Annotated in this window: 20 protein-coding genes; 14 read left to right on the forward strand and 6 right to left on the reverse strand. The window is 59.3% G+C overall.

The features are described from left to right. Positions 1 to 45 precede the first annotated feature (45 nt). Positions 46 to 1,710, reverse strand: coding sequence for an electron transfer flavoprotein-ubiquinone oxidoreductase (locus ACK6BI_RS07280; RefSeq protein WP_409316519.1), 1,665 nt, complete (start codon positions 1,708 to 1,710; stop codon positions 46 to 48). A 525-nt stretch (positions 1,711 to 2,235) separates the two neighbouring features. Between ACK6BI_RS07280 and ACK6BI_RS07285 the strand changes: the two genes are divergently transcribed. The 10 genes from ACK6BI_RS07285 (at position 2,236) to ACK6BI_RS07330 (ending at position 11,683) form a co-directional block, all read left to right on the forward strand. Beyond that, the gene (locus tag ACK6BI_RS07285) at positions 2,236 to 2,985 is read left to right on the forward strand and encodes an electron transfer flavoprotein subunit beta/FixA family protein (protein ID WP_409316520.1); all 750 of its coding nucleotides are present in this window, start codon (positions 2,236 to 2,238) and stop codon (positions 2,983 to 2,985) included. Between the two features lie 2 nt (positions 2,986 to 2,987). After that, a complete protein-coding gene (locus ACK6BI_RS07290; protein ID WP_065257197.1) occupies positions 2,988 to 3,917 on the forward strand; it encodes an electron transfer flavoprotein subunit alpha/FixB family protein in 930 nt (309 codons plus the stop codon). A gap of 80 nt (positions 3,918 to 3,997) precedes the next feature. Then, on the forward strand, positions 3,998 to 4,834 hold the full coding sequence (locus ACK6BI_RS07295) for a substrate-binding periplasmic protein (RefSeq protein ID WP_409316521.1): 837 nt from the start codon (positions 3,998 to 4,000) through the stop codon (positions 4,832 to 4,834). A 36-nt stretch (positions 4,835 to 4,870) separates the two neighbouring features. Then, positions 4,871 to 5,200, forward strand: a complete 330-nt coding sequence (locus tag ACK6BI_RS07300; protein WP_065257269.1) for a DUF4398 domain-containing protein — start codon at positions 4,871 to 4,873, stop codon at positions 5,198 to 5,200. Beyond that, entirely contained in the window at positions 5,197 to 6,009 is an 813-nt protein-coding gene (locus ACK6BI_RS07305; RefSeq protein ID WP_065257195.1) for an OmpA family protein, read from the forward strand. Before ACK6BI_RS07300 ends, ACK6BI_RS07305 begins: the two co-directional genes overlap by 4 nt. A 201-nt stretch (positions 6,010 to 6,210) precedes the next feature. After that, a complete protein-coding gene (locus tag ACK6BI_RS07310) occupies positions 6,211 to 7,650 on the forward strand; it encodes a PLP-dependent aminotransferase family protein (protein WP_409316522.1) in 1,440 nt (479 codons plus the stop codon). A 78-nt stretch (positions 7,651 to 7,728) separates the two neighbouring features. Further along, on the forward strand, positions 7,729 to 8,208 hold the full coding sequence (locus tag ACK6BI_RS07315) for a translation initiation factor 2 (protein ID WP_409316523.1): 480 nt from the start codon (positions 7,729 to 7,731) through the stop codon (positions 8,206 to 8,208). A 165-nt stretch (positions 8,209 to 8,373) separates the two neighbouring features. Beyond that, a complete protein-coding gene (locus ACK6BI_RS07320) occupies positions 8,374 to 8,628 on the forward strand; it encodes a YkgJ family cysteine cluster protein (RefSeq protein ID WP_409316524.1) in 255 nt (84 codons plus the stop codon). A 41-nt stretch (positions 8,629 to 8,669) separates the two neighbouring features. Then, entirely contained in the window at positions 8,670 to 9,275 is a 606-nt protein-coding gene (locus ACK6BI_RS07325) for an START domain-containing protein (RefSeq protein WP_409316525.1), read from the forward strand. 314 nt (positions 9,276 to 9,589) lie between these two features. Beyond that, entirely contained in the window at positions 9,590 to 11,683 is a 2,094-nt protein-coding gene (locus tag ACK6BI_RS07330; RefSeq protein ID WP_409316526.1) for an LTA synthase family protein, read from the forward strand. Positions 11,684 to 11,741: 58 nt separating this feature from the next. Here the strand turns inward: ACK6BI_RS07330 and ACK6BI_RS07335 are convergent, their stop codons facing one another. Beyond that, positions 11,742 to 11,900, reverse strand: a complete 159-nt coding sequence (locus ACK6BI_RS07335) for a DUF3309 family protein (protein ID WP_169432680.1) — start codon at positions 11,898 to 11,900, stop codon at positions 11,742 to 11,744. A gap of 257 nt (positions 11,901 to 12,157) precedes the next feature. Between ACK6BI_RS07335 and ACK6BI_RS07340 the strand changes: the two genes are divergently transcribed. The 3 genes from ACK6BI_RS07340 to csrA all read left to right on the forward strand — a co-directional run bounded on the left by ACK6BI_RS07340 (position 12,158) and on the right by csrA (position 13,693). Next, the gene (locus tag ACK6BI_RS07340) at positions 12,158 to 12,973 is read left to right on the forward strand and encodes an SDR family oxidoreductase (protein WP_409316527.1); all 816 of its coding nucleotides are present in this window, start codon (positions 12,158 to 12,160) and stop codon (positions 12,971 to 12,973) included. Between the two features lie 64 nt (positions 12,974 to 13,037). Next, positions 13,038 to 13,370, forward strand: coding sequence for a YnfA family protein (locus tag ACK6BI_RS07345; protein WP_409316528.1), 333 nt, complete (start codon positions 13,038 to 13,040; stop codon positions 13,368 to 13,370). A gap of 137 nt (positions 13,371 to 13,507) precedes the next feature. Then, positions 13,508 to 13,693 carry a carbon storage regulator CsrA gene (gene csrA, locus ACK6BI_RS07350; protein ID WP_409316529.1) on the forward strand — a complete coding sequence of 62 codons (186 nt, stop codon included), beginning with the start codon at positions 13,508 to 13,510 and terminating at the stop codon, positions 13,691 to 13,693. Between the two features lie 3 nt (positions 13,694 to 13,696). Here the strand turns inward: csrA and ACK6BI_RS07355 are convergent, their stop codons facing one another. The 4 genes from ACK6BI_RS07355 to ACK6BI_RS07370 are packed head-to-tail and all read right to left on the reverse strand — an operon-like array spanning position 13,697 to position 18,750. Further along, positions 13,697 to 13,924: a YheU family protein gene (locus ACK6BI_RS07355; protein WP_409316530.1), complete on the reverse strand. Its 228-nt coding sequence runs from the start codon at positions 13,922 to 13,924 to the stop codon at positions 13,697 to 13,699. A gap of 59 nt (positions 13,925 to 13,983) precedes the next feature. Next, a complete protein-coding gene (locus tag ACK6BI_RS07360) occupies positions 13,984 to 15,168 on the reverse strand; it encodes an osmoprotectant NAGGN system M42 family peptidase (protein ID WP_409316531.1) in 1,185 nt (394 codons plus the stop codon). 60 nt (positions 15,169 to 15,228) lie between these two features. Then, entirely contained in the window at positions 15,229 to 16,974 is a 1,746-nt protein-coding gene (ngg, locus tag ACK6BI_RS07365) for an N-acetylglutaminylglutamine synthetase (protein WP_409316532.1), read from the reverse strand. Between the two features lie 3 nt (positions 16,975 to 16,977). Continuing rightward, positions 16,978 to 18,750, reverse strand: a complete 1,773-nt coding sequence (locus tag ACK6BI_RS07370) for an N-acetylglutaminylglutamine amidotransferase (RefSeq protein WP_409316533.1) — start codon at positions 18,748 to 18,750, stop codon at positions 16,978 to 16,980. 360 nt (positions 18,751 to 19,110) lie between these two features. Between ACK6BI_RS07370 and ACK6BI_RS07375 the strand changes: the two genes are divergently transcribed. Beyond that, positions 19,111 to 23,883, forward strand: a complete 4,773-nt coding sequence (locus ACK6BI_RS07375) for an NEL-type E3 ubiquitin ligase domain-containing protein (protein WP_409316534.1) — start codon at positions 19,111 to 19,113, stop codon at positions 23,881 to 23,883. Positions 23,884 to 23,889: the final 6 nt, after the last annotated feature.

Here is a 23,889-nt window from a genome sequence, read left to right on the forward strand (position 1 = left end):
CAAAAAGGCCCCCGTTTCGGGAGCCTTGATGTTCAACGGATCGACTTACATGTTTGGATAGGTCGGGCCGCCGGCGCCTTCCGGCGTCACCCAGGTGATGTTCTGCGAAGGGTCCTTGATGTCACAGGTCTTGCAGTGCACGCAGTTCTGGGCGTTGATCTGGAAGCGCTTCTCGCCGTCTTCCTGGGTGATCACTTCATACACGCCGGCTGGGCAGTAGCGCTGCGCCGGTTCGTCGTACATCGGCAGGTTGCGGCTCAGCGGGATGCTCGGGTCGGTCAGTTTCAGGTGGCACGGCTGTTCTTCTTCATGGTTGGTACCGGAGATGAACACCGAGCTCAGCTTGTCGAAGCTGATCTTGCCGTCGGGTTTCGGGTAGTCGATCTTCTTGCAGTCGGCCGCAAGCTTGAGGCAAGCGTAGTCCGGCTTGGTGTCGTGCAGGGTGAACGGCAGTTTGCCGCCGAAGATGTTCTGGTCCAGCCAGTTGAAACCGCCGCCGACGATGGCGCCGAACTTGTGGATCGCCGGGCCGAAGTTGCGGCTGGCGAACAGTTCTTCGTAGAGCCAGCTCTTCTTGAAGGCGTCGACGTAGGTGGTCAGCTCTTCGGTGCCATCCTTTTCAGCGAACAGCGCGTCGGCCACGGATTCGGCGGCGAGCATGCCGGACTTCATCGCGGTGTGGCTGCCCTTGATCTTGGCGAAGTTCAGGGTGCCGAGGTCGCAACCGATCAGCGCGCCGCCCTTGAACACCATTTTCGGCAGCGAGTTCAGGCCGCCTTTGCAGATCGCACGTGCGCCGTAGCTGACGCGCTTGCCGCCTTCCAGGTACTGCTTGAGCACCGGGTGATGCTTGAGGCGCTGGAATTCGTCGAACGGCGACAAGTACGTGTTGCTGTAGGACAGGTCGACGATCAGACCGACCACCACCTGATTGTTTTCCAGGTGATAGAGGAACGAGCCGCCGGTGTTCTCGGTGCCCATGATGTCCAGCGGCCAACCGGCGGTGTGCACCACCAGGCCAGGCTGGTGTTTGGCCGGATCGATTTCCCAGATTTCTTTCAGGCCGATGCCGTAGTGCTGGGCGTCGGCATCGCTGTCGAGGTTGTAGCGCTTGATCAGTTGCTTGCCGATGTGGCCGCGGCAGCCCTCGGCGAACAGCGTGTATTTGCCACGCAGTTCCATGCCCGGGGTGTACAGGCCTTCCTTCGGCTTGCCTTCGCGGTCGACACCGAGGTCGCCGGTGATGATCCCGCGTACCACGCCGTTTTCATCGATCAGCGCTTCCTGAGCGGCGAAGCCCGGGTAGATTTCCACGCCCAGGTTCTCGGCCTGTTGGGCCAGCCAGCGGCACAGGTTGCCGAGGGAGATGATGTAGTTGCCTTCGTTGTGCATGGTCTTGGGCACAAAGAAGTCAGGAATCTTCTGCGCGCTTTCGGCGTTTTTCAACACGAAAATGTCATCGCGGGTGACGGGCGTGTTCAGCGGCGCGCCGAGTTCTTTCCAGTCCGGGAACAGTTCGTTCAGGGCCCGTGGTTCGAATACGGCACCGGACAGGATGTGCGCGCCGACTTCGGAGCCTTTTTCGACCACGCAGACGCTGATTTCCTTACCGGCTTCGGCGGCCTTCTGCTTCAGACGGCAGGCGGCGGACAGGCCAGCGGGGCCGGCACCGACGATGACCACGTCGAATTCCATGTATTCGCGTTCCACAGGCTATCTCCTACTCAAGGCTCAACAGTTTTTTTTCTAATTTGGAGGTTCGGTGTCGCATCCGTTATTGCCTTTACGTTAACGTCAAGGGTAATAATGGGCAAACCACCTTTCTCTCTAGGCGGCGCATTATATCTACACCACTCTTAGCGTCCAATACAAACGTTTGTTTGAATTGGCTCGAGCCCAGAGAAATCAAAGAAGCGCGGCTTATGACAGGGCATTTTGGCGTATTGACCAGAATGGGCGTTCCGGTCAAGATACGGTCGGTTTTGCGCTCGCCGTAGGCTGAATGGTGGTTTCAAGAGCACCTCTAAAGACAGGGCGAAGGCGGTATCCGGTGATGCGCAGCGCAGGTTCGGCGCGCAGTTTACACACCGCGAAGCGGCATGACTTGTCAGTCACGACTGACGAACGGTCATCCCGCTCGGCCGGCGTTTTTGGAGGTGCCCTTGTGCCCGATGAGCATCAACCGCCAGGTTCGCCTAGGCGACTTTCTTTTCACCGGAGAGTAACGAGGAATCCATGAAGGTTCTTGTAGCTGTCAAACGCGTTGTGGATTACAACGTCAAGGTTCGCGTCAAGGCGGACAATTCCGGCGTAGACCTCGCCAACGTCAAGATGTCGATGAACCCTTTCTGCGAAATCGCAGTGGAAGAAGCCGTACGCCTGAAAGAGAAAGGCGTTGCGACCGAGATCGTCGTCGTCTCCATCGGCCCGTCCACCGCTCAGGAGCAACTGCGTACCGCGCTGGCTCTGGGTGCCGACCGTGCCATCCTCGTCGAATCCGCTGAAGAACTGACTTCCCTGGCCGTGGCCAAGCTGCTCAAGGCCGTGGTCGACAAGGAACAGCCTCAGCTGGTGATCCTGGGCAAACAGGCCATCGACAGCGACAACAACCAGACCGGCCAGATGCTCGCAGCACTGAGCGGCTTCGGTCAGGGCACGTTCGCCTCGAAAGTCGAAGTCTCCGGCGACAGCGTTGCCGTGACTCGCGAAATCGACGGCGGCGCGCAGACCGTTTCCCTGAAGCTGCCGGCCATCGTCACCACCGACCTGCGTTTGAACGAGCCGCGCTATGCGTCCCTGCCAAACATCATGAAAGCCAAGAAGAAGCCTCTCGAGACGCTGACTCCGGACGCTTTGGGCGTTTCCACCGCTTCCACCAACAAGACTCTGAAAGTCGAAGCACCGGCTGCACGCAGCGCGGGTATCAAGGTCAAGTCGGTGGCTGAACTGGTCGAGAAACTGAAAAACGAAGCGAAGGTAATCTGAACATGACTATCTTGGTAATCGCCGAACACGACAACAAGGTGCTGGCCCCGGCCACCCTGAACACCGTGGCTGCCGCCGCCAAAATCGGTGGCGACATCCACGTTCTGGTTGCCGGCCAGGGCGCTGGCGCCGTGGCAGAAGCCGCTGCGAAAATCGCTGGCGTGAGCAAGGTCCTGAACGCTGACAATGCTGCCTACGCGCATCAGCTGCCGGAAAACGTCGCTCCGCTGGTAGCCGAACTGGGCAAGGGCTACAGCCACATCCTGGCTGCCGCCACTTCCAACGGCAAAAACATCCTGCCGCGCGTTGCCGCTCAGCTGGACGTTGACCAGATCTCCGAAATCATCTCGGTAGAAAGCGCCGACACCTTCAAGCGTCCGATCTACGCCGGTAACGCCATCGCTACCGTGCAATCGACCGCTGCGATCAAAGTAATCACCGTGCGTGCCACCGGTTTCGATCCGGTTGCAGCAGAAGGTGGTTCGGCTGCCGTTGAATCGGTTGCTGCCGCTCATGACTCCGGCATTTCCAGCTTCGTCAACGAAGAACTGGCCAAGTCCGATCGTCCTGAGCTGACCGCTGCCAAGATCGTCGTTTCCGGCGGCCGCGGCATGCAGAACGGTGACAACTTCAAACACCTGTACGCGCTGGCCGACAAACTGGGCGCTGCCGTTGGTGCTTCCCGCGCTGCGGTCGACGCAGGTTTCGTACCGAACGACATGCAGGTCGGTCAGACCGGCAAGATCGTTGCGCCACAACTGTACATAGCTGTCGGTATCTCCGGCGCGATTCAGCACCTGGCCGGCATGAAAGACTCCAAAGTGATCGTTGCGATCAACAAGGACGAAGAGGCGCCGATCTTCCAGGTGGCTGACTACGGCCTGGTGGCGGATCTGTTCGAAGCCGTACCTGAGCTGGAGAAGCTGGTCTAATCCGGCAGCTTCACTTATAAAGAGCCCGACCTTTTGGTCGGGCTTTTTTTTGTTTCGGATTTGAGTGGGAGCGTGTCGCCATGGATCTGCATCGCCGGTTGGGCTTCTCGTTATGGCTGGGGCTGGCATTGCTGCCAGGCTTGTCGGTGGCGGCCGGCAAGTGCGAGCGGCTGGTCGTCACCGGCAGCCCGGATGCACCGCCGTATCTCTGGCAGGATCCGCAGAATCCCAAACAGTTGATCGGTGCCAGCGCCGACCTGCTGCAGCAAGTGGCGAAGGACCTGGGCATCAAGGTGGAACTGCTTTACGCCGGCAAACGCTCACAGGCCCTTGATGAGGTTCGCAGTGGGCGCATGGACATGCTGGCCGACGCCCCTCTGAATGTCAGCGAACTGGAAAATTTCGACTACATCCATCCGCCGCTGCTGGAAAATGATTATCTGGTGTGGACCCGTAAAGGTTCGACGCTCGTTTACAGCGAAGCCAAAGACTTGCATGGACATACCGGAGGCCTGTCGGAAAAGTCTCGAATGACGTCGGCTTTCAGCACTTTCGCCGAGCAGCAATTGACTCTTGTGCGTACGGCAAACCTGACCCAGGCATTTCAGAAACTTCTGCTGGGCGAGGTGGAATATGTACTTGCCGGACGTTACTCGGGCATGGCGGCCGCGCAGGCATTGGGCATGGCCAATGATCTGCTGGCCTTTGAACAGCCGATTGACCGGCCAGGTCTGTTCCTGGCGATTTCTCACAACTCCGCCTGCAACGATCCCTGGTTGCGCGGACAGCTGGCCAAAAAGATGACAGAATTGCCCGCGTCCGGCCTGACGGAAACCACGCTGCAAAGCAACATCGAGCGCTGGAAGGCGCAGCAGCAACAGGCGCCGCAACAACCTGTCAGTGCCCCAAAACAGTAGGGATTCTCAGTGAGTAACAAACTTCCTTTCGCGGCCCTGGCCGTCCTGGCTCTGGCCGGTTGCGCCAGTGATCCGGCACCCCACGAACAAATGCGTTTGACCGAGCGAGCGCTCGAGCAAGCCAAGGCTGTCGGCGCCACTGCTGACGAAGTGCCGGAAATGAAACTGGCCGAAGACAAGTTCAATCGGGCCAAGGGCAGCATGGCCGGCGAATCCTACAAGAATGCGCGGGTGCGCGCCGAACAGGCCGAGCTGGATGCCCGTCTGGCCGAAGCCAAGGTGCTGACACAGAAAAGCGAGGAACAACTGAACGTGCTCAATTCCCGCATCATCCGTCTGCGCAAGCAACTGGGAGATGCCCAATGAGTCTGACGTCCAACATGTTCGGCGCACTGGTGCTCGTCGGTTGCACCAGCCTCTTTGGTTGTGCAGGTCAACACAGTGAGGGCGCCTTGCAGGAGGCCAGTGCTGATTTTCAAAAGGTCAAGGAAGACTCCAATGTGCTGCGTATCGCGCCGAAAGACGTGATTCGGGCCGGTGAGTCCCTGGCTCGTGCCGATCGGCTTTCCTCGTACTGGGGAAGCGGTGCGGACGTGGTGCATTATTCCTACCTGAGCCAGCGCTACAGCCAGATCGCCAGGGAACACACCAATCTGGTGCTCAACGAGGAGCGCGCAGCGAAGCTGGAGCTCGAGCGCCAACGCCTGCAACTGGCACTGCGCGAATCCAAGCTGTTGAGTGTGCAACAGCAGGGCAAGTGGCTGGAGGAGCAGATCGTTGCACTGGCGACCACCCAGACGGATCGCGGTCTGGTGATGACGTTGGGTGACGTGCTGTTCGATACCGGTGAAGCCGAACTGAAGAACTCGGCCAATCGTGTGGTTCTGAAGATCGTGCAGTTCCTGCAACTCAATCCGAAACGCGTGGTGCGTATCGAGGGTTACACCGATAGTACCGGCGGCAAGCAGGAAAACCTCAAGCTGTCCCGTGATCGCGCACAATCGGTGGCCGACGTGCTGACAGATCTGGGCATCGACGAAAAGCGCATTCAGGTCGAAGGCTATGGCGACGAGTACCCGGTGGACGCCAACGCTTCCGAGCGTGGGCGCGCCCAGAACCGTCGGGTTGAAATCGTCTTCTCCGACGAAAAAGGCCAGCTAGGCGCCGCCCGCTGAGGCTGGCGTTACTGGAAAGCCCGGGCTGTCCTGCAGCGCCGGGCTTTTTTACGTCTGTCGATTGCCTCACAAAGCAGTACAGATTTAACCGACACTGCACTGTATGGTTGACTAATATGGCAACTGTCCCAGTACACTTCAAAACTGTTCCGGTATTGTTTCACACAAGAATAAAACGCCCGTGAAATCGAGTGCTGCGTCATGACCAATCTCTTGCTCTACCAACGTATTGCTCAACAGCTGGCCGAAGACATCCGTCGTGGCGTCTATCAACCCGGCGAGCGCGTACCCTCGGTACGCAAGATGAGTTCGCAGCTCAATGTCAGCCATGCGACAGTGTTGCAGGCATACGCCAATCTTGAAGATCAGGGGCTGATCCGTGCGCGGCCGCAGTCCGGTTACTACGTGCACCAGACACCGGCGCTGACCGCACCGACCCCGGACATCGCCCGGGTCGAACGGCCAGGCCTGGTTACCCGCGCCAGCATCATCCAGCAAGTGTTGGTCGAGTCGCGCCGCGAGGGCGTGTTCCCTTTGGGCGCAGCTGTACCGAGCGTCGATTACTTGCCGGTGCGTGCGCTGCATCAGCAATTGGCCAAGGTCACCCGATTCCATAGCCCGCGCGCTTTCAGCTACATGTTCAGTCCGGGCTTCGAGCCATTGCGCCGACAAGTGGCGATCCGCATGCGCGACGCCGGGGTGGTGGTCGATCCTTCGGAAGTGGTGATCACCCACGGTTGTGTCGATGCCTTGCAGATGTCATTGCGGGTGCTGACGCGCCCGGGGGACCTGATCGCCGCCGAATCGCCAACCTATTACGGCCTCTTGCAACTGGCCGACCTGCTGGGCCTGAAAGTCATCGAAATCCCCAGCGACCCGGCCACCGGCATGAGTCTCGAAGCCCTGCAACTGGCGGCCAACCAATGGTCGATCAAAGCCCTGGTGTTGACGACCCGGCTGAGCAATCCGCTGGGCGGCACCATGCCTGAAGACCGACAGAAACAGTTGCTGCGTCTCGCATCGGACTTCGATATCCAGATCGTCGAAGACGATATCTATGGCGAGCTGATGTTCGAGCAGGGACGAACCAAAGCGCTCAAGGCCTATGATCGGCTGGATCGGGTCATTTACTGTTCGAGCTTCTCCAAGACATTGTCGCCGGGTGTGCGCGTCGGCTGGATGATTGCAGGTAAATATCAGCAGGAAATTCAGCGTCTGCAGACCTTCAGCACGCATTCGGCGTGCAGTGTCACGCAAATGGCGATTGCCGCTTATCTGGAAAATGGCGGTTATGACCGGCATTTACGGTACATACGCCAGGAATATCGAAAAAACCTCAGCGCATTCCAGCTGGCGGTGCAGCAGTACTTCCCTGAAGGCACGCAAATGACCCGGCCCACGGGCGGTTTCATCCTGTGGGTGAGTCTGCCGGGACGGGTCAACACCCAGGAATTGCATGTCCGCGCGTTGCAGCAGGGCATCAGCATCGCGCCGGGTCTGATCTTCAGTAATACCGAGCAGTTCAACCACTGTATTCGCCTGAACTGCGGCACTCCGTGGAATCGCGAGGCGGAACGGGCGCTGATGACTCTCGGTCTGCTGGCGACTCAATTGTGTCAGGAAATGGCCGGCGGTTTCTGAAGGGACGGCGTGGAGCGCTTGTCATGTAGCGTTCAACAGGCGAGCATATGGCCCTCTGCCGCTTGTGTCGTAGGTTCCATGAAAGCGATTTTTCCTGCCGCCTGGGTTTTGCTGGGTCTGTTGATGATCGGACAGGCGCCCGCTGCCATGGCCGCTGCCGTTTCGGAAAAACCGACAGCCACATCCACGGTGAAAAAGTCGGTTTCCAGCAAGAAAGCGGTGCCTGCGAAAGATAAGCAGGCAAAGAAAGCCGCCCCGGCGAAGAAACGTGCTCCAATCGCTTCCAAGTCGAAATCGGCCAGTGAAGTGGCGAAGAAGCCGTTGCCACCGGCCAGACTCGACCTCAGTCTGCCCCGGGAAATGGTCCAGCAATTGAAACCTGCGGGCGCGGTGCCATTGCCTCGGCATGATGCGATTCTTCCGCAGATGTTTGGTGAAAAGAGCAGCGGGTTTCAGCTTAACGGTCGACTGCTGAGCAACGAAATGCAGTTGCAACTGCGTAACGATGAACGTCGAGACGTCGAAGGCGCCGCGCTGGACTTCGAATTCAAGCAGTAAATTCAATCGAGGCGTAACCCGCAGACCAGACGCTTTGTCGGAGACCGGTCAGTCACTTTCGTTTGTGCGTAAAAACCCCGGTTCAGGGAATTTGAAACAATCGTTTTAGCGGTTACCCTGTCCGCGTCCCTTTGACACATTGCCCGTCGCGAGGAGTTCGTTGTCATGAAATGCCGTGAAGGTTGTGGTGCCTGTTGCATTGCCCCTTCGATCAGTTCGCCGATTCCTGGCATGCCCGAGGGCAAACCCGCCGGTGAACGTTGCGTTCAGCTCTCGGTCGAAAACCTGTGCAGCATTTTCGGCCAGCCAGAACGTCCCGCAGTCTGTTCCGGATTCCAGGCGGATGTCGAAGTCTGCGGAAACAGCCAGGAAGAGGCGATCAGGCTGATTGGCTGGTGGGAGCAGATGACCGCGGCGTGATGTGTCAAACGTACGGAACTTCAACAATAAGGAATAAGACTATGGGTTCGCTGCATCGTATCGCTGTGTTGTGTGGTTTGACTGCCGTGCTGGCTACTTCGGCAGCGCAGGCGGAAGACTGGAAAGTGGCCAAGAACGAAGACGGCATCAAGGTTTCCCTGAGCGAGGTGCCGGGCTCGGATTACAAGTCGTATCAAGGCGTGACCTTGATGAAAACCACCGTCGCCAAACTGCGCGCACTGCAAGAAGACGTATCCGGTGCCTGCGCCTGGATTCACGAATGCAAGACCCAGAAATTGCTCAAGCACGAGGGTGACCAGAGCTGGACTTACACCCAGTTCAATACACCATGGCCGGTGACCCCGCGCGATTCGATCCTGCATGTCACCACCGTTGAAGGCGCCGATGGCAGCCTGACTCGCACCCTGGAAGGCCTGCCGAAGTACCTGCCGGAAGAAAAGGGTTTCGTCCGCGTTGCTCAGGTCAAAGGCTTCTGGAAGTTCGTGCCGAAGGGCGATCAGGTTGAAGTGACCTATCAGGTCCACACCGAGCCGGGTGGCAGCGTGCCGTCGATGATCGCCAACAAGTTTGTGGTCGATGCACCGTTCAACACCTTGAAAGCCCTGAAAGAACGCGCCGAGAAGTAAGCGTCGCGTGCTGTGCAAACGCCCCGAAGAACTCGGGGCGTTTTGTTTTGTAGCGATATTGTGTTTCCGGATATGCGTTGAACGAAATTTTCACAAAGTCTCCAAGACAATTCGCCCGCGCAATTTGTATCTGTCCGGGTATGCCGTGCCTTTAATGAAAGAGTACGGCAGCGTGGCAGTAATCAATGGCAATGCCGCCGGTGATCGTGCAACATTTGCGCACCGCGCAAGCCCCGGGGTCTGGAATGGCCAACAGAGGGCAGGGCGCCGCTGTATTTTTTGCAACTTCAACTTCCAATGGGTCCTAAAACGACATGGCAAACCCGGACGCCCTGAATCAGCAGCGATCTTCCAGTCGCCTGCTGCAACCGACCGTCAAATCGCATCTGGCCTACACGCTCTTGTGCGCGCTGGTCATGATGGTGATGTTTTCCGTGCTGCGCCTCGCGCTGCTGGTCTACAACCGCGAGATGATCCTCGACACCCCGGCTTCGACTTTCCTCGAAGCCTTCGCCAACGGCCTGCGTTTCGACCTGCGCCTGGTGGTCTACCTCTGCGTTCCGATGGTGCTGGCCCTGTTCAGTGCCCGGGCCATGGCCGCACGCGGTTTTTTCCGCCTGTGGCTGACCATTACATCGAGCATCGCGCTGTTCCTCGGCCTGATGGAGATGGACTTCTACCGTGAGTTCCACCAGCGCCTCAACGGTCTGGTGTTCCAGTACGTGAAGGAAGACCCGAAAACCGTGATGAGCATGCTCTGGTACGGTTTCCCGGTGGTGCGTTATCTGCTGGCCTGGGCCGTGGGTACGCTGATCCTGACCCTCGCGTTCAAGGGCGCCGACCGTCTGACTCGTCAGCGTGGCCCGTTCAGCGGTGGCAATGTCGGTACCCGTCAGGTGGCGCCATGGTATGCACGCCTGGCGGTGTTCGTGGTGTGCCTGCTGATCTGCGTGGTCGCCGTTCGCGGCACTCTGCGTCAGGGCCCGCCGTTGCGCTGGGGTGACGTGTACACCACCGAATCGAACTTCGCCAACCAGCTCGGCCTCAATGGCACCCTGTCGCTGATCGCGGCGGCCAAGGACCGCATGGGCGAAGACCGCAACAATATCTGGAAAGCCACGCTGCCGCAGGATCAGGCGCAGAAAGTGGTGCGCGACATGCTGGTGATGCCGGACGACAAGCTGGTCGACAGTGACATCGCCGCCGTGCGTCGCGAATACACACCGCCGGCCGACAAGACCCTGCCGATCAAGAACGTTGTCGTGATCCTTATGGAAAGCATGGCCGGTCACTCGGTGGGCGCTCTGGGCGCACCAGGCAACATCACGCCGAACCTCGACAAACTGTCGAAGGAAGGCCTGCTGTTCGATCGCTTCTTCTCCAATGGCACCCATACCCACCAGGGCATGTTCGCGACCATGGCCTGCTTCCCGAACCTGCCGGGTTTCGAGTACCTGATGCAGACCCCGGAAGGCAGCCACAAGCTGTCCGGCCTGCCGCAACTGCTCAGTGCGCGCAAGTATGACGACGTCTATGTCTACAACGGTGACTTCGCCTGGGACAACCAGTCCGGTTTCTTCAGCAACCAGGGCATGACCAACTTCGTTGGCCGCAATGACTTCGTCAACCCGGTGTTCTCCGATCCGACCTGGGGCGTATCCGACCAGGACATGTTCGACCGTGGTCTGGTGGAGTTGAAGGCGCGGGAAAACGGCAAGCCGTTCTACGCCCTGTTGCAGACCCTGTCCAACCACACGCCTTACGCCCTGCCGACGCCATTGCCGGTGGAGCGTGTGACCGACCGTGGCACGCTCAACGAGCACCTGACCGCCATGCGTTACGCGGACTGGGCGCTGGGCCAGTTCTTCGAGAAGGCCCGCAAGGAGCCTTACTTCAAGGAAACCCTGTTCGTCATCGTCGGCGACCACGGCTTCGGCAACGAACGTCAGATCACCGAAATGGACCTGGGCCGCTTCAACGTACCGATGCTGATGATCGCACCGGGCATCCAGGAAAAATTCGGTACCCGTGACCATACCGTGGGCACCCAGATCGACATCGTGCCGACCATCATGGGGCGTCTGGGTGGCGAAGTGCGTCATCAATGCTGGGGTCGTGACCTGCTGAATCTGCCGGCAGGGGACACCGGTTTCGGTGTGATCAAGCCGTCGGGCAGCGAGCAGACCACTGCGATCGTGACTGCCGACCAGATCCTGGTGCTGCCGAAAGAGAAGGAAATGGCACCGAAGATGTACCAGTACCAACTGGGCGCGAATCCTTCTGCCGAAATCATTCCGGACGCGCCGCGTACTGCGGAGTTGAAACTCAAGCTTGAAGCGTTCCTGCAGACGGCAACCAAGAGTCTGCTCGACAACACCGCCGGTGTGACCAACGGCAAGCCGGACTGATCATTCGGCGCAATAAAAAGAGGCCCTTTTCAGGGCCTCTTTTTTGTCGGTAAAAACGTCATATCCGACCGAGTAACAACAACACCAACAGTACAACCAGCACTACACCGATAATGCCCGAAGGACCGTAACCCCAACTTCTGGAGTGTGGAAAGACCGGCAGACCACCGATCAGCAACAGGATCAGGATAATGATAAGAATTGTGCCCATGTCGATTTCCTTGTTGATAGTGGCTCAAGAGTCTTGAAGTTCAAGGGCGGCTGGAAGTTGTAATGAAATCCAGACGGCTTACAAATTCCGACTGGCGCGCATGAAAGAAAATTCAAAGTTTTTTCATTGCATCTGGTTCGCGGTCTTATTTCGTTCGATGTCGCAGTTTGAACCGGCCATTCAGCAATCTGATTGAGCGTGGGTCGCTCCGTTTCCTTCGCTACACTGCGCGCATCTTCCCCGGAACAACAAGGCTGTTTGCTATGCAAAATCGCATGATGATCACTGGCGCGGGCTCCGGTCTGGGTCGCGAAATCGCGCTGCGCTGGGCGCGTGAAGGCTGGCGGCTGGCGTTGTCCGATGTCAGCGAGCCCGGTTTGCAGGAGACGCTGAAACTCGTTCGCGAAACGGGCGGTGACGGTTTCGTCCAGCGTTGCGACGTGCGCGACTACAGCCAGCTCACGGCGTTCGCTCAGGCTTGTGAAGAGAAATTCGGCGGCATCGATATCATCGTCAACAACGCCGGTGTGGCCTCGGGCGGGTTCTTCAGCGAGCTGTCGCTGGAGGATTGGGACTGGCAGATCGCGATCAACCTGATGGGCGTGGTCAAAGGCTGCAAGGCGTTCCTGCCGTTACTGGAGCAGAGCAAGGGCAAGATCATCAACATCGCCTCGATGGCGGCATTGATGCAAGGTCCGGCGATGAGCAACTACAACGTGGCCAAGGCCGGTGTGGTGGCCTTGTCCGAAAGTCTGCTGGTCGAGCTGGCTCAACAGGAAGTTGGCGTTCATGTGGTCTGCCCGTCGTTCTTCCAGACCAATCTGCTGGATTCGTTCCGTGGCCCGACACCGGCCATGAAAGCGCAGGTCGGCAAGTTGCTGGAAAGCTCGCCAATCACCGCTGCCGATATTGCCGACTACATCTACCGGCAAGTAGCGGCTGGCGAATTCATGATCCTGCCCCACGAGCAAGGACGCATGGCCTGGGCGATCAAACAGCAGAACCCGCAGCTGTTGTACAAGGAAATGACCTCGATGGCCGAAAAGATGCGGGCCAAGGCCAGACAGAACAACGGCTGAACTTGCAGCACTGGAGCCCGGTCGATAGGGTGACCGCCAAAGTCACCCATGACGAGTCATGTGCATGCTCAACTACTTGTGGTTTTTCCTCGCTGCGCTATTTGAAATCGCCGGTTGTTTCGCTTTCTGGATGTGGTTGCGCCAAGGCAAAAGTGCCTTTTGGGTGATCCCGGCGCTGATCAGCCTGACGCTGTTTGCGCTGTTGTTGACCAGGGTCGAAGCCACGTATGCCGGCCGTGCCTATGCCGCTTACGGGGGCATTTACATCATTGCTTCGATTGGCTGGCTGGCAGTGGTCGAGCGTATCAGACCGCTGGGTTCGGACTGGATCGGTGTCGCATTGTGCGTGATCGGGGCCAGCGTGATTCTGCTGGGCCCCAGGTTTTCGGCGAGCTGAAACAGGGTTTTGAAGGAAACGTCTGAAGGCTCATCGCACACAATTGCGTAGGGTTTGACTGATTTGCCCGCCACGCATTGTAGGGCGTTCCAAACCCGCGCATCTTCAAGGCTCGAAAACTTTGAAGGACGCTTTACATGCTTGTACTCAGCCGTGTCGTCGGTGAACTGATTTCCATCGGCGACAACATCACCTTGCGCGTATTGGCGGTCAATGGCTCCAGCGTGCGATTCGGCGTCGAGGCGCCGCAGCAGGTCAATGTGCATCGCGCCGAAGTCTATGAGCGGATTCAGCGCAAACAGGCCAGCGGCAAGGGCCGTTGAGCCTCAATCGAAAAGGTGTCTGGGCACGTCGTGCTTGAGCATCAGCTGACATTGCTCGCTTTGCGGATCGAAAACGATCAGCGCCTGCCCCTTGATCAGAGCCTGGCGAACCCGCAGTACGCGGGTCTCCAGCGGGGTTTCGTCACCGTTGTCGGTACCGTCGCGGGTGACGAAGTCCTTGATCAGGCGGGTGAGGGTGTCGACTTCAAGCGCGTCGTAGGGAATCAGCATGGGCACCTCGGCTAAATCAATGTCGGGATGCTACGGCGAATGATCGCCGAGGGCCAGACTCAACTGTCCGGGCGTTGCCCCACCAGGCTGTCCACCGAGGGCACACGGGTGTCGCTTTCCATTTGTGTCTCGTGCTCTATCTGGTGACTGAAGCGGTCCAGTGACGCGTTGGCCGGTTGCGCATCGCTGGCGAACACCGGTGGGCTCAGGATATACGCGCCCAACAGTCGGCTGAGGGCCGCCAGGCTGTCGATGTGCGTGCGTTCGTAGCCGTGGGTCGCGTCGCAGCCGAAGGCGAGCAGGGCGGTGCGGATGTCGTGGCCGGCGGTCACCGCCGAATGGGCGTCGCTGAAGTAGTAGCGGAACAGGTCGCGGCGCACCGGCAATTCATGCTCACCGGCCAGACGCAGCAGATGTCGGGACAGGTGATAGTCATAAGGCCCGCCGGAATCCTGCATCGCCACGCTCACCGCGTGTTCGCTGGAGTGCTGGCCGGGCGCGACCGGGGCGATGTCGATGCCGACGAATTCGCTGACGTCCCACGGCAGGGCCGCCGCCGCTCCGCTGCCGGTTTCCTCGGTGATGGTGAACAGCGGATGGCAGTCGATCATCAGTTCCTGGCCGCTGTCGACGATGGCTTTCAGTGCGGCGAGCAGTGCCGCGACTCCCGCCTTGTCATCCAGATGACGGGCACTGATATGGCCGCTTTCGGTGAACTCCGGCAGCGGATCGAACGCCACTACATCACCGACGCCGATACCCAGCGAGTCACAATCGGCGCGGGTCGCGCAGTAGGCATCAAGGCGCAGTTCAACGTGATCCCAACTGATCGGCATCTCGTCGACGGCGGTGTTGAACGCGTGCCCGGAGGCCATCAGCGGCAATACGCTGCCGCGGATCACGCCGTTGTCGGTGAACAGGCTGACACGGCTGCCCTCGGCGAAACGGCTCGACCAGCAGCCGACCGGCGCGAGGGTCAGACGCCCGTTGTCTTTCACGGCGCGGACGGTGGCGCCGATGGTGTCCAGGTGTGCCGAGACCGCACGGTCGGGGCTGTTTTTCTTGCCCTTGAGGGTGGCGCGGATGGTGCCGCGACGGGTCATCTCGAAAGGGATGCCGAGTTCTTCAAGACGCTCGGCGACGTAACGCACGATGGTATCGGTGAACCCGGTGGGGCTGGGAATGGCGAGCATTTCCAGCAGGACTTTCTGCAAGTAGTTCAGATCCGGTTCGGGAATGGTCATGAAAACTCCTGTTGCGGGGCGTCATTCCCGCATGTGGGCGGGCATGACGCTGAAGGAAGATCAAACGGTCGGCTGACTGTGCGGAAACAACAGATCCACAAACCGTTCGGCCGTCGGCTGCGGCTCATGGTTGGCCAGACCGGCCCGTTCGTTGGCTTCGATGAACACGTATTCAGGCTGATCGGCGGCGGGCACCATCAGGTCGAGCCCGACCATCGGAATGTCCAGCGCTCGCGCCGCACGTACGGCGGCATCGACCAGGGTCGGGTGCAGAATCGCTGTGACGTCTTCCAGGGTGCCGCCGGTGTGCAGGTTCGCCGTGCGCCGTACGAACAGATGCTCGCCGGCCGGCAGGATGCTGCTGTAGTCGTAACCCGCTGCGTGCAGGGTGCGTTGGGTTTCGTGATCCAGCGGAATTTTGCTCTCGCCCCCGGTCGCAGCTTGTCGACGTCGGCTCTGCGCCTCGATCAGTGCGCCGATGGAATGATGGCCGTTGCCGATCACCTCGGCCGGTCGGCGGATCGCAGCGGCGACCACTTCGAATCCGATCACCAGAATCCGCAGATCAAGGCCTTCATGGAAGCTTTCGAGCAGCACCCGACTGTCGAATTGCTTCGCGGTTTCGATGGCCTTCTGCACCTCTTCGATACTCTGCAGATCCACCCCCACGCCCCGACCCTGCTCGCCATCCAACGGTTTGACGACGATCCGCTGATGCTCATCGAGAAACGCCAGATTATCGTCCGCATTCGCGGCCAACTGCTGCGACGGCACGTTCAACCCGGCGTTTTTCAGCACTTTGTGGGTCAGGCTTTTGTCCTGGCACAGATTCATGCTGATAGCGCTGGTCAGGTCGCTCAGGGATTCGCGGCAGCGCACCCGGCGCCCGCCGTGGCTGAGGGTGAACATTCCGGCGTCGGCATCGTCCACCTGTACATCGATGCCACGTCGATGCGCTTCCTCGACAATGATCCGCGCATAGGGATTGAAATCGGCTTCCGGTCCGGGACCGAGAAACAACGGCTGATTGATGCCGTTCTTGCGCTTGATGGCGAAGGTCGAGAGATTGCGAAAGCCGAGTTTGGCGTAGAGGTTTTTTGCCTGACGGTTGTCGTGCAACACCGACAGGTCGAGATAGCTCAAGCCGCGGCTCATGAAGTGCTCGACCAGATGTCGCACCAGCACTTCGCCGACGCCGGGACGCGAACACTTCGGGTCGACCGCCAGGCACCACAGGCTGCTGCCATTTTCCGGATCGTTATAGGCCTTGAGATGATTGAGACCCATGACACTGCCGATCACCGCGCCGCTGTCTTCGTCCTCGGCCAGCCAGTACACCGGCCCGCCCTGATGATGTGGAGTGAGCAGGGTGGCATCGATCGGCAGCATGCCGCGTGCCTGATACAGCTGATTGATCGCCTGCCAGTCCTCTTCGCTTTGTGCGCGACGGATGCGGAAACCGCGAAACACCCGCGTGGCCTGACGGTAATCGCTGAACCACAGGCGCAAGGTGTCGGAGGGGTCGAGAAACAGTTGGGTCGGTTCCAGACCGAGAACCTGCTGCGGCGCTGCTACGTACAGAGCGATATCGCGCTCGCCGGGCTGCTCGTTGAGCAACTCCCGGGCAAGACTTGCGGGGTCGGGGAAGGTGTGGCCGATCAGCAACCGGCCCCAGCCGCAATGCACGGCAATCGGCTCGGCGGCCGGCTTGCTGCCATCCTCGGCCAGACGCGCCTGCAAACGTTCGTAGGACGGCGTCTGACCGCGCAGCAGCCGTTGGCTGTAAGCCGTGGCGTGAGGTTTCATCGATCAGATTCCTTGTTCGCTGAGCCACAGGTTCAGAGCTGCCAATTGCCACAGCCTGGAGCCGCGCAACGGGGTCAACTGGCCTTGTGGGTCAGTCAGCAGTTTGTCGAGCATGGCGGGATTGAACAGGCCGCGATCCTGGCTCGGATCCAGCAGCAGTTCGCGCACCCAGTTCAGGGTCTCACCCTCCAGATGCTTGAGGCCGGGCACCGGAAAGTAACCTTTCTTGCGGTCGATGACCTCGCTCGGGATGACCCGTCGCGCGGCTTCTTTCAAGACCTGCTTGCCGCCGTCGGGCAGTTTGAACCTGCCCGGAATGCGGGCCGACAACTCCACCAGGCGATAGTCGAGAAACGGCGTGCGCGCTTCCAGGCCCCAGGCCATGGTCATGTTGTCGACACGTTTGACCGGGTCGTCCACCAGCATCACCGTGCTGTCCAGGCGCAAGGCTTTGTCGACCGCTGCATCGGCGCCGGGTTGTGCGAAATGTTCCTTCACAAAGTCGCCGGCAGCGTCATAGGCCGTCAGCCATTTCGGTTGCACCGTGGCGGCGTAGTCGTCGTAGCTGCGGTCGAAGAACGCCTCACGGTAGGCCGCGAACGGATCGGCCGCGCCGTCGACCTGCGGATACCAGTGATAACCGGCGAACAGCTCATCGGCACCCTGACCGCTTTGCACCACCTTGCAGTGTTTGGCCACCTCCCGCGACAGCAAATAGAAGGCGATGCAGTCGTGGCTGACCATCGGCTCGCTCATGGCGCGGAACGCGGCAGGCAGTTGCTCGATGATTTCTTTTTCGTCGATACGCAGTTGGTGATGGTGAGTACCGTAATGCCTGGCGATCAGATCGGAATACTGGAATTCGTCACCGCGCTCACCGCCGGCATCCTGGAAACCGATGGAAAAGGTTGACAGGTTTTCCACGCCGACTTCCCGCAGCAGGCCGACGAGCATGCTCGAATCGACACCGCCGGAAAGCAGCACGCCGACATCCACCGCCGCCCGTTGACGGATCGCCACCGCTTCGCGGGTGCTGTCGAGCACACGGTCTCGCCAGTCTTCCAGGGTCAGGTTTTTCTCGTCGTCATGTGGTCCGTAGGGCAGGGTCCACCAGGTTTTCTGCTCGGTGGTGCCGTCTGCTTCAATGCGCATCCAGCTCGCCGGCGGCAGCTTCTCGACACCGGCCAGCAAGGTACGCGGTGCAGGCACCACCGCATGGAAGTTCAGGTAATGGTTGAGCGCCACCGGATCGAGGATCGGGTTGATGTCACCCCCCTTGAGCAAAGCCGGCAGCGCCGAGGCAAAACGCAGGCGCTGGCCGGTGCGCGACAGGTACAGCGGCTTCACACCGAGACGGTCGCGGGCGATGAACAGGCGTTTCGAATCGCGCTCCCAGATGGCGAAGGCAAACATGCCGTTGAGTTTCGGCAGCAGCGCTTCGCCCCAGGCGTGATAGCCCTTGAGCAGCACTTCGGTATCGCCGCCGGAGTAGAACGCGTAGCCGAGTGCTTCGAGTTCAGCGCGCAGCTCCGGGAAGTTGTAGATCGCGCCATTGAAGGCCAGGGACAGGCCCAGTTGACTGTCGACCATCGGCTGCGCCGAGCCGTCCGACAGGTCCATGATTTTCAGGCGGCGATGGCCCAGGGCTATCGGCCCCTGGGCGTGAAAGCCCCAGGCATCGGGGCCGCGAGGGGCCAGGTGATGGGTGATTCGCTCGATGGCTGCAAGGTCTGCAGGTTGTTGATCAAAACGTAACTCGCCAGCTAATCCGCACATAAAGTCCTTACCGGTTTTTCCGTTGGGGAGGGTGTCGCCGTAGCTCGCCAAACTGGGCGCTACCCAGAAACTGACCCGGTCAGGATGGGGGAGTTTTAGATCGATATGTTATAAACCGAGTTGCCAGACCGGCGGGCGCCTTAGCGCGAAGATCGCTATCAGATGCGGTAAATATTTATGTGAAACATGGGAAATGCTGCTGGTTCGAGGGGCTGACTGCGCAGTTATTCATGTTTTTCATTCCTGCGCGGGACGGATAGGGTGAGGGTCCCAATCTGCAATAAAGGACTATTGCCCATGTCGAGTATCAATACCGTCATTTCGCCGTCGCCACCGACCCAAAAGCAGATATTGAGTTATTTGCTGGAAGCCAGCGGCGATCTGGACACCGCCCAGAGTTTGCAAAAAAGCCTGCCTCCCCCGCTGCTGAAAGCCTCGGTAACCACCCTGGCAGCCCTGGATCAGACGGCGCGCGATCTGCATGCCGCCCAGGCGAAGGTCGAGCTCGATCTGAATCTGCTGAGCCCGTTGAACGACTTTTGCTTCGTCAGGTTGAACAACGCCGTCGCGGCTCGATGGCCAGGGGACATTGACGTCGAGAAGGATTTTCTGGAGCTGCCGGGAGTCGCTTGCGGCTGCGAGCCCACGATCCCGCCCGGAGGCGGTCCGCCGGTCTACGAGCCTGCCAGGATTACGCTGCTGGAAGCGGCCATGCAGAACTTCACGGAAGAGGAAGCACAGACAGGTGGCCTGCCCGAGGGGAGCGTGATCCGTATCGCCAACGAGCCCGACGGCGTTCCAGGCCTGACGCCGGCAACGTTTGCCGCCTTCTGTCGCGAACTGGATCTCGGACGGAGCTATCAGCGACATTTCCAGCAGGTCTTCGGATTGAAGGAGGTCGATGGCAAGACCTTGATTGGCAGCTCGATGATTCGCGACATCACCACGCTGAAAAAACTGTTGTTGCAGTTCGACCTGCATCTGGCGCTGGCCAAAGAGCACATTACTCAGGATGGATTCCAGACCGTGCAGCGCCTGATCGATGCAGGCGGCGTCGTGGGTGCCGAGGGCCCGCGTTATAAGGGACGGCCCCTGATCATGCAGGGCATCGAGATTCACGGTTGTTGTATCTGGAGCGTCGTGGTGTTTTCCGAACGTAACGTCGAGCTGTACCCCGGTGAGTGGTGCCTGGTGTACATGCCGGGTGAACCTGATCAGCCGTTGTACGAATACCCCAGTTTCACTGCGTTTGTGGAGTATCTGGGTTTCAAGCTGGGAGTCGAGAGCTACAAGGCCTACTTCATCCATTGCCTTGGTGAGGCCGACAAGGCGGACTTCTTCAGCGCATTTGCAAGCAGTCGAAGCCTTGGACACCTCAAGCAACTGGCCATGGCCGGTCCACTGTTCGACTATCTGCTCAAGAGCCACATTGCCAAGCTGCAATTCGATGCCCGGGCGCTGGCGGTCCCCACCGCAGATGTGGATGAAGAAGAGCGCGAGAAGCGACTGCTGCACTATCTGGAAATCGGCATGACAGTGGCGAACCTGGCCGGTCTGGTCGTACCGGTGCTCGGACAGTTGATGATGGGGGTTGCCGTGGGGCAATTGCTCGCCGAAGTCTATGAGGGGGTCGAGGACTGGAGTCGCGGTGACCGGCAGGAGGCACTGACACACATGCTCAGTGTGGCGGAAAACATCGTGCTTATGGCCGCCACCGGTGCGGGGATCAAGGGCTTGAAGTCGCTGGCAATCAAGACGGTACGCAAGCATCCGGAGTTTTTTGAATCGTTTGCCTCCATTCTTGACCGTAATGGTCGGTCCCGCCTCTGGAAGCCTGAACTCGGCAGTTACCGTCAATCCTTGTCGGCAGGGATCGACATGAAACCTGATGCCGCAGGGTTTTATCGGATCAACGACGAAGTGTTCATCCGCATGGGGGATCAGGAGTTCGCAGTGCAACAGGATCCGGTTTCCGGCCGCTGGCACGTCCGGCATCCGCGACGAGCGACAGCCTATGCACCCGGAGTTGAACAGGGCCGGCACGGCGGTTGGCGTCATGCATCGGAGCGTACGGATCAATGGAGCAGTGCCTACACTCTCAAACGTATCGACCCGACGCTGGTCGAGTTCGAAGACGCTCACCTGAACATGATGCGTCGGTTGAGCGACCTGGGAGCTCAGCAGTTGCATCGACTCTGTGAAAGCAACCGGTCGCTCCCTGCGCGCTTTCAGGACACCGTCGAACGTTTCCGGCTCGAGCGCAGGCTGCGGGAGTTCATTGCCGCAATGGAGCGGGGTGGCGCGAGCGACTCGAAATACGTTCATGAACAGCTGCATGCGTTGCCCCGACTCACCCGCTGGCCGTCCGATCGTTATATCAAGGTCATCGATGGCAATGGCAGGATCTCGGCCACCTATCCTGCCAACGCCATCGACGATGACACCGTCAGTCTCATCGTGCGTCAGGACCAGCTGGAAAAAGGGGAACTGCTGCGAGCGGTACTGTCAGGCATGTCTGCGCAGGAGAGGGGGGCTCTGCTAGGGGGGGCAGTCAGTCCTGGCAATGAGGGAAGCCAACTGGCAAAGATTCTGGGGGCGGAGGTCAAGGCCGACCGTATACCGGTATTCGAATCCATGTATCGACGTGTTGATCAGCGCGATTCCAGCGAAGCAATAAAGGCACTCAATGCCTATCCTGAGGTGCCGGCACGTCAAGCACAGGAAATACTCAGACAATCGCCCAGTGTGGAGCGTTCTCATTTGCGTACCGCCGGGCGGTTCCCCATGGGCCTGGCGCAACGCCTCCGGCAGGCCTCGGACGCCGTACGTGTGGAGCGGGCTCTGACCGGTTTCTATCTCGCGGACATCGCGAATGCCGATACAGAGAAACTGGCGATCCGGTTATTGCCGCAGCTCAGCGGCTGGGACCCGAAGCTGCCACTCCAGGTGCGGGCCCTGACGCTAAAAGGCGCGGTGCTGGAGTCCCTTGGCCCGCATCCGTTCACATCGGCAGATGCACGCACACTGGTCAGGCTGCAAGGCGGCTATGAAGTATTCGACAGTCAGGCCAGATCGCTGGGTCGGGTCGCAGCCGGGTCCGACAGTCTTTATCAGGCCATCCTTGAAAGTCTTCCAGCGGAGCAGCGAGAGGCACTGGGTTTTTCCGGTGTGAAAGCGGAGGATGGCGCGCGCTTGCGCAGCAAACTCTTGGACGTCGCCATGGACGAGCGTGAAGGCTGCGCCCGTTTGTTGAGTGGGGAGCCCTTCGAGTTACCGGTTGAAGAGTCTTCCTGCACCCTTGCCGATTCGCCGGTCGAGACCCCGGCTTACTCACGGCGCTTGTTGCGCAAGGTAAAAAAACTTTTCCCGCTGTTTACCGACCAGCAGGCCAAGGAGTTTCTTGATCAGGCAGGCGGCGATCATCTCACTCGGGCGCTTCGGGTCAGGGAGTTGCAGGAGCAGCTCAAGAGACTGCGCGATGTCATGGATGTCTGGATGGATGACGAGGCGGCCATGAAAGCCCTCGGTGGCAGACTGAATGAAGTGCGTGAATGCCGGCAGAGCATGGCTTTCGAGATCGAGGATTGCTTTTGCCGGCTGGTTTTCCAGCGCGATGAATTCGAGCGCCTGGTGTACGGTTTGAACCTTGATGGCATGCGAGGCGGCAAGCTGCCGATCCTGCCTGCGGGTTTGACTTTCGATCATGTCAGCTATTTGTCTCTGCAAAACATGCAACTGGAGAACGATGTCGTCTACTTCCTCAAAGCCTTCAAGCAGGTCGAGTCCCTCAGTCTGGACAGCAATCAGCTGACCCGGCTGCCCGAGGTCATTTCGCACATGCCGAACCTCAAGCATCTGAGTCTGGAAAACAACCGGATACAACTGACAGAACATACGCTGGTGACATTGTCCCGTTTACGCACTTTGCAAAGTCTGAATCTGAACGGGAACCGTCTGGGGGCTACGGTGGATGTTGGCAAGCTGTTCGATCTGAATCACCTTTGCCTGCGTAACACTCGTGCTACAGAACTGCCCAAGGGGTTGAGGTTTTTGCCGAATCTGAAAAGGGTAGATCTGCGGGACAACGATATCCGTGATCTGCCCCACTGGCTCTTTGAAACCTCCCGACGCTTCAGTGAAACGATCAACTTGCGCAATAACCCGATTTCCGACACCAGCAGAGTCCATCTTGATTCCTATCGCAAGTCGGTGGGTGTGGGGATGGGGTATCTGGAAGACGACCACGCGCGACTGGACGAAAACCTGGCACGCTCGATCTGGTTGACTGAAACGGGAGGGACGGTGGGCTCTCGACATCTGCAGACATGGACCGCGATCAAGGACGATCCGATGGCTGAAGGTCTGTTTCGGTTATTGGCGGAACTGGGCAACTCTGCCGAATCCGCGCACGTGCGTGAGGACATGTCGCGGCGGGTCTGGAATGTGCTCGAGGCCACGCAATCCGATGCCGAGTTACGTCAGCAGATCTTCGATCTGGCGGCCAATCCGATCAATTGCACGGATACCGCGGCGCTGAATTTCAGTCATCTGGAGGTGGCGGTACAGGTCCGTCGCGTGACCCGTGCGTCCGGTGGCCGGAAACCTTCGGCGCCGTCGCTGATCAAGCTGGCGAGAGGGCTGTTTCGGCTTGAACAACTGGACAATATTGCAGCGGAACATGCCGCGACCCGCTCGGCACCTGATCCTCTGGAGGTAGCCCTTGCCTATCGCTCGGGGCTCGCAGAGGCGTTCGAGTTGCCCGGGCAGCCTTCGCATATGCGTTATGCAGCGATCGCGCAAGTGACCGGGGCGAACTTGCTGGAGGCCATCAATCGAGTACAGACCGCCGAGCTGTCTCCCGAGTGGCTGGCGTTTCTGGTTCGCCAACCATTCTGGAGCGATTACGTGAAAGGCAGCTTCGTAACGCAGTTCGACGACGCCCGGGCGCCTTTTCATGAAGAGGCTCAGGCGTTGTTCGAACGCTCCGAAGAGCTGAGCTCGGTCGACTATCTGAGTGAAATGAACAGGTGTGCTGCACGGCTGGAGCAAGCCGAAAGTGCCTTGCTCGAGCGATTGACCGAGCAAGTGCTGCGGTTGGTTGAGGGCAGCGCTTGCGTGATGCCCGCTGGTTGATAAAGG

This window comes from Pseudomonas sp. KCJK9016 (assembly GCF_046231795.1).
GTDB classification, from domain to species: domain Bacteria; phylum Pseudomonadota; class Gammaproteobacteria; order Pseudomonadales; family Pseudomonadaceae; genus Aquipseudomonas; species Aquipseudomonas bananamidigenes.

Bases quoted from the DNA above. Each gene is read 5' to 3' on its own strand.
- ACK6BI_RS07285 (WP_409316520.1), top strand. From the start codon at position 2,236: ATGAAGGTTCTTGTAGCTGTCAAACGCGTTGTGGATTACAACGTCAAG.
- ACK6BI_RS07290 (WP_065257197.1), top strand. From the start codon at position 2,988: ATGACTATCTTGGTAATCGCCGAACACGACAACAAGGTGCTGGCCCCG.
- ACK6BI_RS07295 (WP_409316521.1), top strand. From the start codon at position 3,998: ATGGATCTGCATCGCCGGTTGGGCTTCTCGTTATGGCTGGGGCTGGCA.
- ACK6BI_RS07305 (WP_065257195.1), top strand. From the start codon at position 5,197: ATGAGTCTGACGTCCAACATGTTCGGCGCACTGGTGCTCGTCGGTTGC.
- ACK6BI_RS07310 (WP_409316522.1), top strand. From the start codon at position 6,211: ATGACCAATCTCTTGCTCTACCAACGTATTGCTCAACAGCTGGCCGAA.
- ACK6BI_RS07315 (WP_409316523.1), top strand. From the start codon at position 7,729: ATGAAAGCGATTTTTCCTGCCGCCTGGGTTTTGCTGGGTCTGTTGATG.
- ACK6BI_RS07320 (WP_409316524.1), top strand. From the start codon at position 8,374: ATGAAATGCCGTGAAGGTTGTGGTGCCTGTTGCATTGCCCCTTCGATC.
- ACK6BI_RS07325 (WP_409316525.1), top strand. From the start codon at position 8,670: ATGGGTTCGCTGCATCGTATCGCTGTGTTGTGTGGTTTGACTGCCGTG.
- ACK6BI_RS07330 (WP_409316526.1), top strand. From the start codon at position 9,590: ATGGCAAACCCGGACGCCCTGAATCAGCAGCGATCTTCCAGTCGCCTG.
- ACK6BI_RS07340 (WP_409316527.1), top strand. From the start codon at position 12,158: ATGCAAAATCGCATGATGATCACTGGCGCGGGCTCCGGTCTGGGTCGC.
- ACK6BI_RS07345 (WP_409316528.1), top strand. From the start codon at position 13,038: ATGCTCAACTACTTGTGGTTTTTCCTCGCTGCGCTATTTGAAATCGCC.
- csrA (WP_409316529.1), top strand. From the start codon at position 13,508: ATGCTTGTACTCAGCCGTGTCGTCGGTGAACTGATTTCCATCGGCGAC.
- ACK6BI_RS07355 (WP_409316530.1), bottom strand. From the start codon at position 13,924: ATGCTGATTCCCTACGACGCGCTTGAAGTCGACACCCTCACCCGCCTG.
- ACK6BI_RS07360 (WP_409316531.1), bottom strand. From the start codon at position 15,168: ATGACCATTCCCGAACCGGATCTGAACTACTTGCAGAAAGTCCTGCTG.
- ngg (WP_409316532.1), bottom strand. From the start codon at position 16,974: ATGAAACCTCACGCCACGGCTTACAGCCAACGGCTGCTGCGCGGTCAG.
- ACK6BI_RS07370 (WP_409316533.1), bottom strand. From the start codon at position 18,750: ATGTGCGGATTAGCTGGCGAGTTACGTTTTGATCAACAACCTGCAGAC.